Consider the following 17,905-nt stretch of genomic DNA (forward strand, 5'->3'; position numbering starts at 1 on the left):
CGCATGCTGAGTCCGCGTTCCCTGGTGGGTTGCCGGTGGACTGGCCAGGGCAGCTTCCCGGTAGGGTTCGGGGACGTGGTGCTTACTCCGGCCCTGAAGCTGTCCAGTCTGCCCTGCACGGCGTTGACCGACCCTTGGAAGTCACGCTGTGGCACGTGACCACCGGAGGCGCGAACTCCGACCGACGATACCGAACGGCGTCCGGGGCTGCTGCTCGAGCTGGCGGTGGTGCTCCTGACCCCGGCGGCAACGGTCCCGGTCCGCCCGCCGTGCGTTTGCCCCGGGACGGCACGTCCAGGGCCACCTCGCGCTGGAGGTTGTGCTGCTGGTGGCGGTACTCGGCGTCACAGCGGCCCTCTCAACCAGGCCGCCCCCGGCACGGCCCGCCAGCATCTATCGGCTGCGTTCCCGTAATCCTGCGGTCCTCTCCAGCGGGCAGGCGCAGCCTGCCCGCTGCTCTTGCACTCCATGGAAGCTATGGAGGCTGGTGAGCCGTGCCGGGGGCGGCCACCCCGTCCGCCGAGGGTCGCTGGCGCACCGTTCTGTTCCGCCGACGTAAAACCGGTGTGGTACATCAGGGAAGAGACGACACCTCGCACAAGGGCTGGACAGGACGCGGTTCCATCGGCACGCCATACTCCAGCCAGTTCCATGAGACCCCAGCCCCTGCACCATCTCACCACCGACCGTGCCAAGACGCTCCGGGCAGAAGATCAACTTGAGCGTCAGGCCTTCAGCGACTCCATCGCCCAATCTATTGCAGGCTGGCGCAATAAAGACAGTCTGGTCATCTCCGTTGAAGGCCCCTGGGGCGATGGAAAAAGCTCTGTCAAGAACTTCATCAAAGACTATTTGCAGACGACCGCAAATACCGCCGTAGTCTTCGAATTCACTCCCTGGGAATGGCAGGACGGCGACCAGATTCATAGCGCTTTCTTCCAGCAGCTCAGCAGCCACATCAGCCAGAACATCAAGACCCGGCAGGCCAAAGCGGTGGTTCAACGCCTGAAGCGCTGGAGTGCCACGCTGAATGTGGCGCCCGTCCGCAACGAATTCAGCACACTGGCCCTGGCAGCTGCAGGCCTCTTTGGCTTGCAGGCTGCCGATGCCCTGACCGCTACCCCCCTGAAAGTGCTGCTCTTCATCCTGGCGACCCTGTCCATCATGACCGCAGTTTTCAACTATGCCGTCCAGTTTTTGGAGTCGCGTCATACTGGAGAGCAAACCACCGCTGATCAACACCAGCAACTCAGTGACAGCATGCTCAACCTCAATCACTCGGTGATCGTCCTGTTGGATGAACTTGACCGCCTGACCGGCAGTGAGCTGCGCGCCGTCTTCCGGCTTCTCAAGGCCAACGCCGACTTTCCCAACTTGGTCTATGTCCTGTTCTTCGACCGGGAACTTATTCGGGAGGAGGTCAGGCAGCTCAGCAAAGGCGACCCTGATACCTATCTTGAGAAGTTCATTCAACTGCGCTTTGCACTGCCCCGCATCACCCAGACGCACCTCTGGTCGGTGCTTGACCGGGGCATTCAAACGATCTTCTCCTCGCGGGCCGCTCAGGCCAGGTTGAATGCCGAAACTGACCTGTATCAACTGGAATCGCTCACCGGGCGGTACTTCACCAACCTCCGCGACGTGAAGCGCTACCTGGCCAACCTGGAATTCCACGCGAGCGCCTTCCAGGGGGAGGTGTACGAAGTCAATCCCCGGGATCTCAGCCTCGTTGAGGTGCTTCGCCTCTTCGAGCCGCAGGTGTACACCGCCCTCGCCCGTGAAAAGGAAGCCCTCACCGGCTATATCAACGAATACCGGCGCGATGACAACCAAGCCGTCTTAACGGCTATCGTGGATCAGGCCAACCATCCCGAGCGGGTTCGCGAGATGCTGCATACCCTGTTCCCGGACCGGAACTTCCAAGACGCCCGGGGGAGCGTGGTTAGCAACCACAACCGCAACTACCTGGAGGCTCGGGTCAGCAGCCCGGATCTCTTTGACCGGTACTTCCAACTGCACGTTCCCGCGAGGCAGGTCTCGCACAGTGAAGTCCTGCAGGTGTTTGGCCCGGATCAACCCCCAGCCCAGCTCACAGCAACGCTCCGGCGCTACCTTGAGGATCAACGCTTTCTACCCTTACTGGAGGCCCTCAATCAGCAGCGCGGCGGCATCCCACCCGAGCGCTGGCTGACCATCACTGCCAGCTTCAGCACCCTGGGTGACCAACTCAGTCAGTCCTGGAGCCGGGGCGGTGACTATTCGCTGCTCTGGATCATTCCTCTGTACGCGCTGGTCGAATACTCCGACAGGCTGGACACCTTTCAATTCGTACAGGAGTTGTTGCAGCAAACCGAAGGGGTGTATGTCCCGCTGGCCCTCACGGAGCACCTGCGTGATCAGAGGCATCATCACGACTTGATAATGCCGGAGCAGCAAGGAATGCTGCGAGGACTGCTGCTGGCCCGCATCCGCGAGCTCGCGACCAACGGACGACTCATGCACGTCGGCCACTTCATATACACGCTGGCCCGCTGGCAGGACTGGGGTGACGAGTATGAGGTTGAAACGTGGTGCCGAGATCAGCTCATGACCCGCGAAGGCTGGCTGAGACTGCTGAGCAACTACGTCTCGTTTTACACGGGTGGGCGCCCGGGTGTGAGCCTACCTGTTCCTCAACTCGACCTGCACAATCTCAAACGCCTTCTGCCCGTGCAGGACATTCTGGACGCCTGGGACGCCTTGCAAGTGGCTGAGCCTGCTGGGGAAGAGGCAAATATTCTGAACATCCTCAGGAACGACCTGGCGACGCAATCTGCGTGACCAGCCAGAAAACGGTGATGTCAGCTCTGCCGATGGAGCACAGCTCCATCCTGCGGCAGGATTCCTCGATTCCTCGCTTGACATCAGGCAACTCTGAGGCGCGTCCCAGCCTGGATGCCCCGCAGGCCGGGCAGGCCGGTGCGGTGGACGCGCCCAGGACCCTCCCGGACCCTGGGAGACGCCCGCAGTGGCCGGTTTCCGTGGGTCCGCCCCGATTACCCTTGCGTCAAATCTGTGACGCCTGCTCTTGCTCTGCAACCGTCCAGCCTGGATTGCAGCTCCGGCTCCCCAGGAGGTTCCGGGGGCCGCCCTGGACTTCCCCTCTCGCGGCGTAACCAAACTCGACCTCGTCCTTCCAGCCGACCCCGACCGACTCGCCCTCGGCATCGCGCAGAAGTGACGGGCAGGCGACTCGGCGTCACGACAGGCCTTCTCCCCGAATCTGCCCCCGTTCGCGCGCCTCAACCCTGACGTTGCTGGCGCGGCTTCCGCGCTGCCAGAATCACGCCCAGCACCAGCAGCGGTGCCAGCAGACCCAGCAGCGCGGACACGACGTACCGCCCCGGTGTGGAGGTGGCGGGCAGCACCACGGTCACCCGTGTGGGTTGCCCAGCGAAAGCAAAGGCGCGCGCGGCTACCGCCGCTTCTCCCCGGTAGGTGGTATCCACCACGGTCAACAGATAGCGTCCAGCAGGCAGGAGCGTCAGGGTTCCGCTGTAACGTCCTGCCTCCCCTGCGGTCAGCGTCGCCCGGCCGAGGAGGTCCGCACCGGCCACAGCTTCCGCGCGCGGCACTCCGGTTGTGGCGCGCGACACCCGGACCTCCACCGCTGCGCCGCGGATGGGCAGGCCGCTCGTCTGACCGACGAGATCCGCCTCCACCCGGACCGCGTTCTGCATCGGGGTCAACGAGGTCGTGACCGCCACCGTTTCGCTGTGCGCCAGCGACCCCGACGCGAGGAGCGCCACGAGCAGCGGGGTCAGCCGCCTCACGGCGCGCCGCCCGGGCCGCTGTTCAGCAGGGTGCCGCGCATTTCCATGGGTTGCCCGAGAATCAGGATCGTCAGGGCCGCCAGCACGGTCAACCAGACGAGCAGCGGCGCGGCCGCCCACCACTTCCCCTCGGCCCGCGCGGAACGCACCACCAGATACGCGCTGGCCCCGTAGCCGCCGTAGAGCAGCCCCACCTGCAAGGGAAACAGCAGGTTCTCAGGCACCAGGGCTGCCAGCGTCCAGTCGGGAGTCCCGGCGTTCAGGCCGAGACGCCCCAGGGCCTGCTGGAAGACCGGCACGAGGCTGGCCCAGCCGGTCAGGAAGTGAAAGCTGTAATGCCCCGCCCAGACCGCGAAGGCGAGCGGGAAGACGGCCATCCCCCAGCGGCGCGCGGCCGCCCGTGCGGGCTCGGGCCGTCCCGCGAGACGGCTCGCCCACCCGGAGAGGGCCAGGGTAAGCCCGCTGCCGCCCCCCAGGACCACCCCCAGCATCACCCCCAGCACCAGGGCCTCGCTGCGGGTGCCCAGCAGCGAGGCCAACGACTGCGCGGCAGCGTGGTATGGAGGGGTCATCGCCAGGGCGTTGGCGACTCCCGCGAAGAGCAGCCAAGGTGCCCAGCAGCGCGACGTCGGCCCGGGGGCGCCACCCGGCGAGCGCCCGCGTGGGCGGGCGCAGCACCAGCGCGACGTTGTCGTGCGGACAGGCCCGCACGCAGTTCAGGCAGAGGGTGCAGTCCTGGTTGCTGCGGATCTGCGGCACGAACAGCCCGGTCTCGCAGCCGGGAAAGGCGCGGGCGTCCCCCAGCGGCGCGAGGTGCAGCAGGGGCGCGGAGGGTCCCCCCAGGGTGCCGCGCCCCTGGGCGCTCTCCAGGCGGCCGTTCACGCAGTACTGCCCGGCGCAGGAGCGGCACACGTCGGGGTCGCGCGCGGTGATCTGGGCCGGACTGACGTGTGAGAGGGCGAAATTGAAGTTTCCCAACGGGCAGACATACTTGCAGAAGGTGCCAGCGGGAAAGAAGGTGTCCACCGCCAGGGCCGCGCCGAAGTAGCCCAGGATCAGCCAGGCCGTCAGCCAGGGACTGGCCCACAGGTCGAAGTATTCGTACGCGAACAGGAACCCGGCCGTGAGCCCCAGCACCAGGAACTTGTTGCGCAGGGCACGGGGCCAGGGCCAGTGCGGCGTGAAGCGGCGCAGCGTGCGGGTCGCGCCGCGGGTGAGCATCAGCGGGCACGCCGCGCAAAAGACGTTGCCCACAGCCAGCAGCGCGAGCACCAGCAGGCCGCGGTAGTGCAGCAACACCGAGACTGTGGCGAGGTTCTGCGGGGCGACCTGCCGTCCGGTCAGGCCGTCATAGACGGCGAGCAGCGCGAGCAGCAGCAGGGGGAGCTGGAAGGCCAGCCGTGCGTACCGCAGGCGCATGAAGCGCTCGACGCCCGGGAGGCGCAGCAGGTCTGGACCCCTCACACGGCGCCTGCGCGTTTCCGCGTTCACGGGGCGAACACCTCCAGCGGCACGTCGGTGGTGAGCGTTCGCCCATCGTCGGTGCGGGCAGTGACCGTGACCACCCAGCTCCCGGCCATGTTCAGGGGGAAGGCGTCCACCACATACCGGCCATTGCCGGTAGGCGTGGCCTGCGCGCGGACGGGAGCCATGCCCGCGTGGGCCATGTTGCCCTCGAGGCTGATGGCGGCAGCAGGCACGTCCGGGAGGGTCAGTTCCATCCGCGCGCTCCCCACCCGCGCCGGGTCAGGCTGGGTGGTGAGCCGCACCTCGAAGTCCCGGGCCTTCGGCGGCTGGCAGGCGCTGAGGAGGAGGCACACCGCCAGGGCGCTCGCTTGGCACACGAGGCGTGACGTCAGCAGCGGAGGCAGGCAGCTTGGCATAGCAGTTCAGGAGGGTATCCTGGCCATCCTACCCCTTCCGCACGGGCCCGCGCGGTCATCGGCGCTGTTCAAGCCCGGGACCGGCGGCGGCGCCACCACAGCCCCGCTCCCGCGATCAGCGTTCCCACGCCCACCCCGAGCAGGCCCAGCGTGAGCGGCCCCTGCTGCGCGAGGCGTTCGGCGAGGGAGGGGTTATCGCGCCGCCAGACGAGGACCAGGTCGCGCACCGTTTCCTCCCCCCACCCGGCCACCACCGGAGCAAACGCTCGCACGGTCCGGGCTTCCGAGTGGATGTCGCTCCAGGCGGCCTGGAATTCGCGCGCAGTTCCCGTGGCCTGGGCCAGGCCTGGCCTGGAGGCGGGCGGGTCGGTCACTCTGAGGGCCACCTGGTAGCTGTAGGCGGGATCGCCGAAGCCCACGTAGGTGCGGGGGTTGAGGTAACGGACCTCGGCCTGCAAGTGGGTGAGACCGCGGCGTCCCTCGCACGAGGGCCGGACCTGGTGGCGCACCTTGGCGCGCTTCAGCGTCGACGTCAAAGATTGCGTCAGCGCGGACGCCAGTTCACGCTGCACCTGCGCGGCCCGCGCGGAAGGCATCTCCTCGACCTTCACCTGGACGGACGCCCCATCCAGGCACAGTGTGACGCCCCGCAGGTCGGACGCTTCCTCGCCATGTGCTCCGGCCACACCCAGCAGGGCCGCGCACGTCAGGGACAGGAGGCGGCGCCATTCGTGGGGAAAGGACCGGGGCGGCATGCTCGGGCAGCGTACTTCATCCCCGCGCCCTGCGTCGGAGGGCCACCAGGTTCGGCCTCCAGGAGGCCGGGCCGCGTGCCTGGACGTCCAGGCTGCGGCGTCCACGGCGCCTTCACTGGGGCGCGACACGCGCCTTGACGCTCTGCCTGGGTCTACCCGCCCAGGTTGGCATGGGCACGCCGCTGAAACTCCTGAAGTTCTTTGCTTCGTGGAAACGTTTTCAGGGCCAGCCCCGTCCATTGGAGGGTCTTGCGGTGGTCACCTGCCTGGGTCCAGGCCTCAAACGCCTCCTGGCGGTAAAGGAAATACAGCGTGGGCACGCCCAGCATGACGGCCCGGTCGAAATTGAACACCGCCGCCCCGACATTGCCCAGCCGCAGGTTCGCTTTGCCCAGCCCCCACCAGAGGTAAGGATCGTTCGGCCGGGCGCGGACGTCCTGGTCTCCGTGCATCTTCAGGTGCCGCCAGTTGGCCTGCGCGCTGAAGTCGTCGCCCAGAGCCGCACGGACCTGAGCTTCCTGGGAGGGCGGGTACGCGACCAGGTATTCCCCGTTGTAGAAGCGCCACAATGCCAGCAACTCAGCGGTACTCAGGCGCAGCGAAGGGCCGCGCAGCGGATCACTGACCAGGAAGTACCCCGGACCGTACGCGTACACCGTGCGGAAGTGTGCCACGTTGCTGCCCGCCTTCAAGCGCTGTTGCAACACGACCGGGAAACCGCGGGAGAGCAGCTCCCGCAACAGCTGCGCGTCGCCCGCGTAGCGGATGACGCTGCGCAGCCCGAAGCGGCCGAGGTAGGCGGCCAGTTCCAGGCTGGAGACCTGCGGGTCGCCGGGGTAGTCCTTCATGGCGCTCGCGGCCTGCGCCTGGGTGACGCGGGTGCCGTAATACCCCAGGACCGTCAGGGAGGTCACCGGCGCGCAGTTGTCCGGTCCCTGGTATTCATGGCGGATATTGTTCAGCGTGACATTTGCGGGAAGAGCGGCAGCCACACCCCCCAGCGCGCAAAGGGCCAGCAAGGACCGGAGCAGCAGACAGAGCGCCATTCCCTATCTTGCCGGGTGTTCGCTCACTCCTGCTCATATGTCCAGGGATATTTCTTGATTCTTCATTGAGACAGGGGAAGTCAAAATTGGACTCGCTTTCCCCGGAGGTTCGGCACCCCAAGCCCGAGTAAACGCGAACCCAGGCTTGACGCCTGCCCAGAAGGGCAGGTGGGTGGTCAACCTTTCTGTTGGGCGCACCGTCACGCCCCCTGCGTGGGGGCCGCGCGGCTGGTGCATCAGGAGGGAGGCAAGGCTGGGTCCGTCATCCACCGGACGGGCCAGTCCCCCGGCGGCAGTTCCCACGCCAGCCCTCACGGCCCTTGGTACACTGCGCCACGCTTCATGTCACAACACCCACACTTCGAGGAGGACGTTTCCTTCCCCGCGACTTTGCAGCCGCTGAGTGCCGACCTGAGAACCCGCTTTCCGTTGGCTCCTGCGGACGTGCAGCAGGACGAGCAGGACGTCGAACGCGCGTATGCGCAGGCCCTGGAGCTCAGCAACACGTTCCTGACCCGGCTCACCACCTTCGGCGAGCAGATCCAGCAGCGGGCGATGCCCCGTCCCAGCGGGATCAAGACCTGGGAGCGGACCTTTGAGAAGGCCGACGCGTACGGGCTGGTTCCCCTGGACATTCTGGCGGGCAAGTACGTGTTTCAGGATCTGCGGGCGCTGTACGGCGCCGCCTGCCGCCTGGAAGACGTGTTCCAGGTTCGGGCTTTCCAGGACCGCTTTCTGCAACCGCAGCCCAGCGGGTACCGCGACCTGCAATTTGTGGTCACCGTGGAGGGCCACTGCGCCGAGGTGAAGCTCTGCCACGCGGCTTTCGATGAGCTCGACAGCTACGAGCACGACCTCTACAAGATTCGGCGAAAACTCGAGGCCAAAGTCGAGGATGGGATTTCGGTGATTGAACGGCTGGTCTTGGATACCCTCATTGATGCGAGTACACTGATGTTCCAGCGGGTCTGGAAGACCGTCAGCGGAGAGGCCGGTGAGTGAATGACCAAGTTCTACAGGGTGGGCAACGTGCCCGTGAAAATCACCAAGCGTGAGGACGGCGTGACGGTGATTCAGGCCTTCAATGCGGCGCTGGGCCGGTTTGAGAGCAACTCCCGGTACTACAGCATGATCCGCCGCGACGACACCGGTCTGGTGCGTCAGGTGACCGAGGTGGAGTTTGATCGGCACGTCGAATCGCTGAGCCAACAGGCCTCTTGAGAGGCCTTTACGTCCTGAGAAACGCTTCAGCGTCGGCCACGACCCGCCGGGCCGTGAGGACCGCGCCGGACTCGCCGAGCTTGACGGCTGCCGCGTAGGCCCCGGCCAGCAGGCCAGGAGCCTGCGGGTCGCGGCTCCTGGCCAGTTCCCGGGCGTAGTACAGCCGGGCCAAGACCTCACGTTCCGTGTTTTTCAGGGACCGCGCCACCCGCAGGGCGTCCTCGTACAGTTCCGCGCCACGGGCCGGATCGCCGCGGCGGAACGCGATGAGGCCCTCGGTGGCGCGAAGGGTCAACCCGAGTTCATCATCGGGGGCCGACGCCTGAGCACGCGTCAGATAGTGCTCAGCCAGGTCCAGTTGCCCGTCGTTCGCCAGGTAGAACGCCATGTTGTTGAGGAGGGTCTGCTCCTCGGGCGTGGCCGCCAGGCCGAGCCTGGTGAGTTCAATCGCCTGCCCGGGCGTCTCGTCGAGCAGATGCGAGAGGTACCCGGCCATGATGGCGGGCGTGGACGAGAAGGGCTCGTCCTGAAACCAGGCGACGAACGCCGCGCGCGCGTCCACATAGTTGCGGGCCTCATAACTTTCCTGTCCGCGGGCCTCAAAGTTCCGGGGAACGTCGATCAGCTGCGCTCCGTCCATCTCCAGACGGACGTGTGGCGCGGCCCACTGCACCTGCGCGACCGCATTCTCGGTGGGGCGTTCCAGGGCCTGCTGAAAGAGTTTGCGTCCACGCTTCGTTTTTCCGTCGGTGAGTTCGAGTGTTCCCAGGGCGGCAGCCAGTTCACTGGTGTGTAACGGCAGAAATTCGCGGTTCTCCAGCACCTCACGGGCACGCCTCACGGACCTCGGTGGCAGGCCCGCCACCATCGCCGCGCTGATCTCGGCGGCCATCAACCACGGATCCTGGAGGGTGACGGGCTGCTGGCGCAGGAGGCGAACAGCTTCGCGGGGGTCGTGGGCATGGACATGGAACCGCACGGCGGCCCGCAGGGTCAAGCGGTGCTGCGGAGCCAGGCTCAGCGCGACGGCAAGGTGACGCTCTGCCTTGACCAGGACCCCGAGTGCCGCGTACATGCGGGCCAGGTCCACATGCGCGAGCGGGTTGCGCGGGAAGGCCCTGACCACTGCCTTGAGGCGCCGGACTTCTTCCTGGAGACGGTCTCTGCCCAGGGGTGGAGAGGAGATGCCGGGGCTCGGGAGGGCCATGTTCAACCCCAGGACCTGCCGAGCGGTGGACAGGGCGGTGAAGGTGGTGTCCTCCGCGTGCATCAGCAGGTACTCGGCCGCATCCGCCGCCGCTTCCGGGCGCACGGCCAGCGCGGCGGCGCTGGTCAGCTCAGCGGCCCGCCCGACGCTGGGCCGGGCCGCAAAGGCCACCTGGAGCTGGTCCAGGTGTGCGGCGATCCGGGCACGCACCTGCTCGGTACTCGCGGGACGGGGCGGCCGCAGGCTCGACGCCTCGCCCATTTCGACGGCCACCCGCGTATCGCGCCAGCGCGGAATGACGCGCCGCTTCTCGACTTTCTGAATCAGGGTCATGGGACTCCCCGGGTACTCTGTTTTTGCAGGAGATTCGCCATGACCGCCAAACGGTCGAACACGCTGACGTACTGCTGAAGGCTGGTGGGGTCCGCTTGTCCGAGATTCCGGGGATGGCCGCGCCGCAGGGGATCTGGAAAACACAGCTCCTGGATGCTGCGGGTAATTTCCGCCGCGAGGGCAGGCCCCAGGCGCCGCTCGAGCTGCGCCGCCACCAGCCGCATGGCCCTCCCGAAGGCGCCGAGCAGATGCGGCAGCACCTGAGGAAAATCGTCCTCCCAGTCCCCACCGCAGAAAAGAGGCCGCATCGGCTCGTCCAACTCGCTGTACAGGTAACTGTTGAAGTGTTGGTGCGTGAACAGAAATGTCACCAGCCCACCCAACATGTACAGGTCGGCACGTTTCCGGTCCCGCCAGACGTCGGCGGAACGTGCAAAATAGAGCGCCTCCGGCGGGGCGTACTCCCAGGTGCCGGGAAAGGCCGTCTCATGATGGGGGGATTTCCCCAGAGCGTCGACGGCCGTGCCCAGGTCGCCAATTTTCCAGCCCTCCGCGGAAAACACCAGAACGTTCGCGGGCTTCAGGTCGTTGTGAGCCAGCTTCGCGACGTGAAGTTGCTGAACGCCGACCGCCACGTGGTGGATACATCGCAGCAGCCAGACCTCGTCGATGGTCGTGATCGCCAGGTGGTCACGAACGTCTCCGTCCGCGCGGTCGAAGATGATGTAAGGCACCGGAACGTTCACCCCGGCCAGGCGTTCCTCGCCGTGACTGATGGCCCGCACCACACGGTTCATTCGCAGATCGCGGCACATGGTCAGCAGCGAGACCTCGAAGTTGAACTGTGCCGACACCGCCTGAAGCTCCTGCATGACGTTTGCCGCCTGATAGACGTTGGACAGATCAATCGCTTTGAGAAACCCCTCTCGACCGTCAGTGTGTTGCACGAAATACCCGACAGAATGGTGCCCCTGAGAGTAGGGAGCAGACGGGGCTGTGCTCCCCAGCACGGTCCACCCGTCTGCCAGCGTTATTCCGCTGAGGAAATGTGCGGGGTGTGTTTCACGGGTTCGGGCAGCGGGCGATGAGGTCATTCCATCCTTTCCGAGAGCAGCGTGCCTTTTCCTGGTCGTGGGGGTTCGCGCAGGAACACCACATCCATCTTCACACTGAAGGAGCTTACAGCTCAGCTGTCACTTCGGAGTTCACCGGCGGTATGACCCTGACTCTGCCCGAGGTCGCGGTCTCAGCTGCCGCCAGCATCCTGTTGCCTGGTGTGCGGAGGGTCAATGGGTGTCAGGCGCGGGCCAGTGCCAAGCCGAGATGACGCCCGGTCACGAAAAGTCCTGTGCTGCAGACAGTCAGTATCAGACCATCGGCCGCGTCGAGCAGACGAGGCACTTCCGCGCCTGTTCGGCAGGCGGTTGCTCCGTGCAGACCCACGCCGTAAACTGAATGGGCCTGCCAACATCAGGCAACTTCATGTGCAGGGAGGAGAGGGTGCTCAGTCCTCTCCTCCTTTTTTGGTCGGTCCTGGTCTTGGAAAGCGCTGCCGACAGTTTCCGCCTCGTTTCCACACCCAACGATGACCGTGAGTCATTCAGACGCCGGTCAACTCTTGACCCTGTGGGTTCTTCAAGCTGAGGCCGCGAGAAAGGTGCTGCAGTTCCGACGGAGAGGAACCGCTGCCCCGTGGATCAGAGGTAACGCTGGCTCGAATCGGCCGTGTCTGCCCGCAGAGGGAACGCCCCCATCCCAGGACTCCACCGGAAGTCGCTGGAAGATGCGCTGGTGAAGGTGCTGGGGCCCAGATCCGTTTCCCCGCCTCTCTGGGCACGTTCCGCCATTGCCCAGGTGCCCGCCAGGCGTCAGGCCCGGGGAAAGGGCGCCTGGTGGTTCGCCCTGAACCTGCACTTCAGGCTTCGCGATCGTGTATGGTGTCCCCACATCTGAGCATATGTTCAGATGTGGAAGGATAAGATGAACGAACCCACGGTTGCGCAGGCGCCAGCCCTGCTGGTCTACCTGTTGGTGTACGTCCTGGTGGCCTTTGTGTGGCGCTCCGTGCTGGTGTGGAAGCGCACAGGCATCAACCCTTACGTTCTCTCGGCGGACGACTCGGCGCATGGGTACGTGGGCCGGGCGATGCGGCTACTGATGCTCAGCTTGGCACTCGCCATCCTGGTCCTCACCGTGTTCCCGGAGGCCAGCACCTGGTTAGGCACTCTGTCCGCCCTCACTATTCCGGGAGTCGTGTGGACGGGATGGGTGCTGCTGCTGACGTCCCTGGGCTGGATCGCCCTCGCTCAGGCGCACCTGGGGGCCTCCTGGCGCATTGGTGTCGACGAGTCGGCGCGCACCGCTCTGGTCCAACACGGCATCTTCGCCCGTTCGCGCAATCCGATTTTTCTGGGAATGCGCCTCAACCTCCTGGGCATTCTGCTGGTGGCGCCCAACGCGCTGACCCTGGCCATCCTGGTTGCTGGAGAAGTGCTGATGCAGGTCCAGGTGCGGCTGGAAGAAGCTTACCTGGAACAGGTCCACGGCGAAACGTACCGGGCGTACCGTCAACAGGTCCCCCGCTGGCTGTGAAGGCCATTTCCTGTCCTGCGGCTGCCGATGCTCCGTGCACGGGCTGAGCTTTCTCCCGCCTCCCGCTTCTCACGGCAGACAGGCCCGGAAGCAGTAAGATGAAAATCGTGAAGCAAACCTTGACCTTCGTCACGCTGGGCCTCGCCCTGACGGCGTGTGGCGCCCTCGGCCCCGTCACCCCGGACCCCGTCAACGTGACGGTTTTGGGGCTCAACGATTTTCACGGCAACCTGGAACCCACCCCCTTCTCCGGAGTTCAGGTGCCCAATCCGGGAGGCACCGGCACCGTCGGGCTCACCGCAGGAGGCGTGGAAGCCATCGGGGGCGAGCTCGCTGCTGTCCGCAAGGAAAACCCCAACACGATCTTTGTGGGCGGCGGTGACCTGATCGGCGCGAGCCCGGTCACGTCCAGCCTGCTGCGCGACGAGCCCACCGTGGTGGCGCTCTCGAAGCTCGGCATGAAAGCCAGCGCGCTGGGCAACCACGAGTTCGATCAGGGACTCAAGGAACTGCTGCGCATGCAAAACGGCGGCTGCGATTCCAACAGCCCCGACAAGGCCTGTAAGTTCGACCCTGCCTATGCGGGCGCCAGCTTCAAGTGGCTGGGCGCGAACGTGGTGTACAAAGCGGGCGGAGCCAACCCCTTCCAGCCGTACTTCATCGAGACCATCGGTGGGGCGAAAATCGGCTTTATCGGTGCAGTCCTCAAGGACACCCCCACGATCGTCAACCCCACGGGCGTCGCGGAGCTGAACTTCCTGGACGAAGCGGCGTCGATCAACCGGTACGTGCCGGTTCTCAAGGCCCAGAAGGTCGACGCCATCGTCGTGCTGATTCACCAGGGCGGCGTGGTCAAGCAAGGCTCCACCGCGAAGTTCGACACCGTCGGGTGCCAGGACCTCGAGGGTGACCTCGTGCCGATTGCCCAGAAGATCGACCCGGCGGTCAGCGCCATCATCAGTGGCCACAGCCACCAGGGCTACAACTGCACCGTGCCTGATCCCACCGGCAAACCCCGCATCGTGATTCAGGGGGAGCAGTACGGCCACCTGCTGCAACGCCTGGACCTCAAGGTCGACAAGGCCAACCACACGGTGATGGAAGTCCGGGCCCAGAATGTCGTGATCAACTACACGGACCGCAAGGCCAACGGCACGCTCGACGCGAACATGACCGCGCTGGTCAAGGAGGCCCAGGCCAAGACCGACGTCGTGAAAAACCAGTTCGTGGTGAACCTGGGTGCTCCCCAGATCAAGCGTGCGGCCGACCGCGCCAGTGAATCCGCCCTGGGCGACGTGATCGCCGACGCCCAGCTGGCCGCCACCCAGGCGCAGGGCGCCGTCATCGCGTTCATGAACCCCGGCGGCATCCGGGCCGACCTGCCGGGCGCCCCCAAGGCGAACAACGCGGTCACGTTCGGGGACGTGTTCGCCGTGCAGCCCTTTGGCAACACGATGGTGGTGATGGACCTGACGGGGGCGCAGATCAAGGCCCTGCTGGAGCAGCAGACCACCGGCAACAATGCGGGCACGAACGCGAAGCTCTTGCAGGTCTCGGCGGGTTTCACGTACACCCTGACGCTCAGTGCGGCGGAAGGGCAGCGCGTGTCCAACTTGAAACTCAATGGCGTGGCTCTCAGCGACGCGGCCACCTACCGGGTGGCCATGAACTCGTTCCTCTCGACCGGCGGGGACAACTTCACCGTTTTCAAGGAAGGCAAGAACGTGGTGCAGTTGCCTGGCCTGGTCGATGTGGATGCCCTGGTCAGCTATCTGAAGGCCAATGGCCCGCAGCTGACCGGCGCCGTCCAGGGCCGCATCACCGTTATCAAGTAAACGAATGCTGTTCCAGAACGCCCCTTTTAAAAGGGGCGTTCTGTGTGCTGCCGTGGGGGCGTTCCCAGCCCAGAAGGTCTTCCCTCAGGCTACGTACAGCGAGTGAGGAACGTGTCCCGGGGGTTACCCGTCGTGCGGCGGCGGCTGGTCCGGGTCGCAGTAATCAATGGCAGCCCCCGCCCGGAAGTTCCCGACCACGATCTCGCGTTTGAAGGGGTACCCGATGCGTACGCCCTCGGCCGCCACCTCCAGCGTGAAGCGTTTCCCCTTGGGGACCGGCGTGTCCCCGATCACCAGGGGCCGCTTCGCTTCGTAAATCGCGCAGTACGGCGTGCAGAAGAAAAAGCCCAGGGGTTCACCCTGCACGTTCTTCGCGATGGCCGCTCCACCCGTCTCCACCGCACGGCGGACCTCGTCCCACAGCGTCACGCTCGCCACCGGATCCGGGTCGAGTGCCCACATCTCGTCGATCACGCGCTGGGCATCAGGGTTCTTGCGAAGCGAAGCCACGTTGTTCGGGTCGGTCATCGCCCAACGGTCAAACCCCGGTTCCCCCGGCAGGGGCGTGCGCAGAAAAGGACCCTTGCCCCGGGCTTTGCGTGGGGAAGCGGCGCGGTCCCCATCCACCAGCAGCGCCGGGTAGCTGATGAGCTGCCCGACCCGGTACAGCCCCTCGATGGCCTGTTTCGCATGCGCCTCGATCTGCTCGTGCAGCGTCACGGAGGCCCCGGGCGTGTACATTCCCGACACGTAATTCGCACGGGCCAGCGCCTCGGCCAACTGCCCGTTCAGGCGGGCCAGCTTGGCAGCGTCCGCCTCGGGGGTGGCCTGCTCCACCGTGTGCATGGCGGCTTCCGCGTGCAGGCGCATGGCGTCCAGCGCCGCGATCATCGCGTCCAGGTGAGGCCGAGGGCAGGGCTCCACTGGCGACCAGTCGGGGAGCTTCGCGGGCAGCGTCCCGGCAGGCAGTTCGAAGTCTGCGTCGTGTCCCGCCTGGCTCGCGTACCCCAGCCAACGCTGCACCTCGGTGTAGTAGCCCTGCACCTGATCGAAGGTCACGGGCGGCACGAAGCCCACCGTGGCCGGGTCGGCGGTCTCGTCGGCCCCCAGCATTTTGTCGCCCAGCGTCTGGAGCGTGAAGGCGTTCCAGGCGCAGGCGAGTTCAAGGCCGACGTGACGCTTGAGGGCAAATGGACTCGTGCCGCTGACCGTCAGGTCAAAGCGGCGGCGTTCGGCGGCGTCGAGCAAAGGATGAATCTGCGCGCCTGCCCGGCGGTAGGCGTACAGCGTCTCGGCGTCCCGCTCACCTCGGGCGAAGGCCCGCACGCGGGTCCAGACTCCTGGGGTTTCCATGTCTGCACGGTACGGTATGGCGGGGCAGAGCGTTCCTCGACCCGTGGTCGTTCACGTAAGGGCTGGTGTGGGCATCCCGCCCCGCTGCACCGGGAGTTGCAATAGGGCAATGGCCTCCTCCCTGTCGGTGCTCTCTTCGAAACGGGAGGCGTGCTGGATGACCCTTCGGTGGTTCGGCGTCTCTAGCGTTACAACACGCTGGGGGGCTGTCAAAAATGCAGTCATACAGGTCACGCTCTCCACTGTCCTCATACCGCCCTGATCGGCCGAAAAGGCGAGCCTCGCCTGGGGTCGACTTGCCCGATGCCGAACTCGACACGCAGGACTTCCGATAAGTCCTGAACAAGCGATGCCCGAGTCGGTAAAATACCTGCACATGGTCTCAGAAATGCAGATGATTCCTGCTTTGCGCACGTATCTGCCGTATGTCGCGTGGCTGCAAGCCGTGATCGCCACCACCGGCAGCCTGTACTTCAGCGAGGTCATGCGCCTGCCGCCCTGCACGCTGTGCTGGTACCAGCGCCTGATGATGTATCCGCTGGTGTTCGTGCTCGCTGTCAGTCTGCTGACGCAAGACCGCCGCGTGCGCGCCTACGCCCTGCCTCTCGGCGTAACCGGCTTGGTGATTGCCAGCTACCACAACCTGCTGTACTACGGGGTCATCCCCGAAGGCCTGACCCAGTGTGCCGCCGGGGTGTCCTGCACCGCGCGGCAGATCGAGTGGCTGGGCTTCATCACCATCCCCGTGCTGAGTCTGACCGCCTTCAGCGTCATCACGCTCAGCCTGCTCTTCTCGAAAGTCCGAGGTGCCCAGTGACCCGTCAAGCCAACAAGGCCCCCCTCCTCCTCCTCGCCCTCGGTGCCCTCGCCGTGCTCGCCACCCTGCTGGTACTGAGCCTCGCGAACCGCGCCACCCGCCAGAGCGCCGTGCCCGCCCAGGCCAGCGAGCGCCTGGTGCGCGCCGACAGTCCGGCGCTCGGCCCCGACGATGCCAAGGTCACGGTGGTGGAATTCTTCGATCCTGAGTGCGAGTCCTGCCGGGCCATCGAGCCCGACCTGATACGCCTGCTCGACCAGTACGAGGGTCAGGTGCGGCTGGTAGCGCGGTATTTCCCCTTGCACGCGAACTCTCTGCTGGCCGCGGGCACCATCGAGGCGGCCGCACAGCAGGGGGGGGAGTTGCGTTGGCGGATGCGCGACTACCTGTTCGAGAAGCAGCCCGAGTGGGGTGAGCAGCAGACCCCCCAGAAAGCCAAGTTCCTGGGATACGCCCAGGACATGGGCCTCGACCTGGCTCAAGTCGAGGAGACCATCGAGTCGGCCTCCGTGCGTGACCTGGTGGAGCGCGACCGTCAGGACGGCCTGGCGCTCGGGGTGAGCGGCACGCCGACCTTCTTCGTGAACGGTGAGCGCCTCACGCCGCTCAGCGTCTCCGCGCTGGAGCGGGCCATCCAGGACGCGTTGAACAGGTAGGAGGGCCGGGCAGAGCACGGTTGAGGGTGGACCCACGAGGCGCCCTGGATCTTCATTGCACCACAGTCGCGCTCTCGGGCATGGTCGAGGTGCGGCAGCAGTGTCACGTGCTGGTTCGCGAACTGGCCGTCTACCGTGCGCCCGACTCTGCGGTTCGTTACGAGGCGGTGCGCGCGGCAGCCGCGATGGAAGCGACAGGTGGCGTTCTGACTGATGCCCACCACCAGGGCGAGATCACGCACACCTCCTCGCGCGTCAGGGCGCTGAGCATCTTCGGGCGGGTGGGGTCTGCCACCGCCTTGAGCAGCGCGCTCTTCCTCCACGCACGCCCCGGCCGGCACCGCATCCTGGGCGCGTGACCACCGTGACGGGGACCCTGTGCCACACGGCTCCCG

At 65.8% G+C, this 17,905-nt stretch carries 17 protein-coding genes; 8 read left to right on the plus strand and 9 right to left on the minus strand.

Annotation, left to right across the window (positions count from 1 at the left end):
- Positions 1-651 precede the first annotated feature (651 nt).
- The gene (locus HNQ09_RS08600; RefSeq protein ID WP_184027984.1) at positions 652-2,820 is read left to right on the plus strand and encodes a KAP family P-loop NTPase fold protein; all 2,169 of its coding nucleotides are present in this window, start codon (positions 652-654) and stop codon (positions 2,818-2,820) included.
- Positions 2,821-3,281: 461 nt separating this feature from the next.
- Here HNQ09_RS08600 and HNQ09_RS08605 read toward each other — a convergent pair whose 3' ends face one another.
- The 6 genes from HNQ09_RS08605 to HNQ09_RS08625 all read right to left on the minus strand — a co-directional run bounded on the left by HNQ09_RS08605 (position 3,282) and on the right by HNQ09_RS08625 (position 7,442).
- Positions 3,282-3,812 carry a hypothetical protein gene (locus HNQ09_RS08605; RefSeq protein ID WP_184027987.1) on the minus strand — a complete coding sequence of 177 codons (531 nt, stop codon included), beginning with the start codon at positions 3,810-3,812 and terminating at the stop codon, positions 3,282-3,284.
- On the minus strand, positions 3,809-4,036 hold the full coding sequence (locus HNQ09_RS18665; RefSeq protein ID WP_221269703.1) for a hypothetical protein: 228 nt from the start codon (positions 4,034-4,036) through the stop codon (positions 3,809-3,811). Before HNQ09_RS18665 ends, HNQ09_RS08605 begins: the two co-directional genes overlap by 4 nt.
- Complete coding sequence (locus HNQ09_RS08610) at positions 4,029-5,276, minus strand: 4Fe-4S binding protein (protein ID WP_221269704.1); 1,248 nt, start codon at positions 5,274-5,276, stop codon at positions 4,029-4,031. The genes HNQ09_RS18665 and HNQ09_RS08610 overlap by 8 nt, the downstream gene beginning before the upstream one ends.
- Before the next feature lie 23 nt (positions 5,277-5,299).
- On the minus strand, positions 5,300-5,656 hold the full coding sequence (locus tag HNQ09_RS08615; RefSeq protein WP_184027989.1) for a FixH family protein: 357 nt from the start codon (positions 5,654-5,656) through the stop codon (positions 5,300-5,302).
- A 107-nt stretch (positions 5,657-5,763) separates the two neighbouring features.
- On the minus strand, positions 5,764-6,450 hold the full coding sequence (locus HNQ09_RS08620) for a hypothetical protein (protein ID WP_184027991.1): 687 nt from the start codon (positions 6,448-6,450) through the stop codon (positions 5,764-5,766).
- Between the two features lie 152 nt (positions 6,451-6,602).
- Entirely contained in the window at positions 6,603-7,442 is an 840-nt protein-coding gene (locus HNQ09_RS08625) for a C39 family peptidase (protein WP_343057687.1), read from the minus strand.
- 396 nt (positions 7,443-7,838) lie between these two features.
- Here HNQ09_RS08625 and HNQ09_RS08630 point away from each other — a divergent pair, with 396 nt between their 5' ends.
- Positions 7,839-8,498 (plus strand): hypothetical protein, encoded by a 660-nt coding sequence (locus tag HNQ09_RS08630; protein WP_184027996.1) that lies wholly within the window; start codon positions 7,839-7,841, stop codon positions 8,496-8,498.
- The gene (locus tag HNQ09_RS08635) at positions 8,499-8,717 is read left to right on the plus strand and encodes a hypothetical protein (RefSeq protein ID WP_184027999.1); all 219 of its coding nucleotides are present in this window, start codon (positions 8,499-8,501) and stop codon (positions 8,715-8,717) included.
- Between the two features lie 7 nt (positions 8,718-8,724).
- On the opposite strand, the gene HNQ09_RS08640 is transcribed toward HNQ09_RS08635, so the two are convergent.
- The gene (locus HNQ09_RS08640) at positions 8,725-10,257 is read right to left on the minus strand and encodes a hypothetical protein (protein WP_184028001.1); all 1,533 of its coding nucleotides are present in this window, start codon (positions 10,255-10,257) and stop codon (positions 8,725-8,727) included.
- Positions 10,254-11,204, minus strand: coding sequence for a protein kinase domain-containing protein (locus HNQ09_RS08645; RefSeq protein WP_184028004.1), 951 nt, complete (start codon positions 11,202-11,204; stop codon positions 10,254-10,256). Before HNQ09_RS08645 ends, HNQ09_RS08640 begins: the two co-directional genes overlap by 4 nt.
- Before the next feature lie 1,033 nt (positions 11,205-12,237).
- Here HNQ09_RS08645 and HNQ09_RS08650 point away from each other — a divergent pair.
- Both HNQ09_RS08650 and HNQ09_RS08655 read left to right on the plus strand, forming a co-directional pair.
- Positions 12,238-12,849 (plus strand): methyltransferase family protein, encoded by a 612-nt coding sequence (locus tag HNQ09_RS08650; RefSeq protein ID WP_184028005.1) that lies wholly within the window; start codon positions 12,238-12,240, stop codon positions 12,847-12,849.
- A gap of 98 nt (positions 12,850-12,947) precedes the next feature.
- On the plus strand, positions 12,948-14,684 hold the full coding sequence (locus tag HNQ09_RS08655; protein ID WP_184028007.1) for a bifunctional metallophosphatase/5'-nucleotidase: 1,737 nt from the start codon (positions 12,948-12,950) through the stop codon (positions 14,682-14,684).
- 123 nt (positions 14,685-14,807) lie between these two features.
- Here HNQ09_RS08655 and HNQ09_RS08660 read toward each other — a convergent pair whose 3' ends face one another.
- Entirely contained in the window at positions 14,808-16,037 is a 1,230-nt protein-coding gene (locus HNQ09_RS08660; RefSeq protein ID WP_184028009.1) for a hypothetical protein, read from the minus strand.
- 394 nt (positions 16,038-16,431) lie between these two features.
- Between HNQ09_RS08660 and HNQ09_RS08665 the strand changes: the two genes are divergently transcribed.
- The 3 genes from HNQ09_RS08665 to HNQ09_RS08675 all read left to right on the plus strand — a co-directional run bounded on the left by HNQ09_RS08665 (position 16,432) and on the right by HNQ09_RS08675 (position 17,869).
- Entirely contained in the window at positions 16,432-16,854 is a 423-nt protein-coding gene (locus HNQ09_RS08665) for a disulfide oxidoreductase (RefSeq protein ID WP_184028010.1), read from the plus strand.
- On the plus strand, positions 16,851-17,510 hold the full coding sequence (locus HNQ09_RS08670) for a thioredoxin domain-containing protein (RefSeq protein ID WP_184028012.1): 660 nt from the start codon (positions 16,851-16,853) through the stop codon (positions 17,508-17,510). The genes HNQ09_RS08665 and HNQ09_RS08670 overlap by 4 nt, the downstream gene beginning before the upstream one ends.
- 80 nt (positions 17,511-17,590) lie before the next feature.
- On the plus strand, positions 17,591-17,869 hold the full coding sequence (locus tag HNQ09_RS08675) for a hypothetical protein (protein ID WP_184028014.1): 279 nt from the start codon (positions 17,591-17,593) through the stop codon (positions 17,867-17,869).
- The last annotated feature ends 36 nt before the right edge of the window (positions 17,870-17,905 follow it).

It is taken from the genome of Deinococcus budaensis (assembly GCF_014201885.1).
In the GTDB taxonomy this organism is placed as follows: domain Bacteria; phylum Deinococcota; class Deinococci; order Deinococcales; family Deinococcaceae; genus Deinococcus; species Deinococcus budaensis.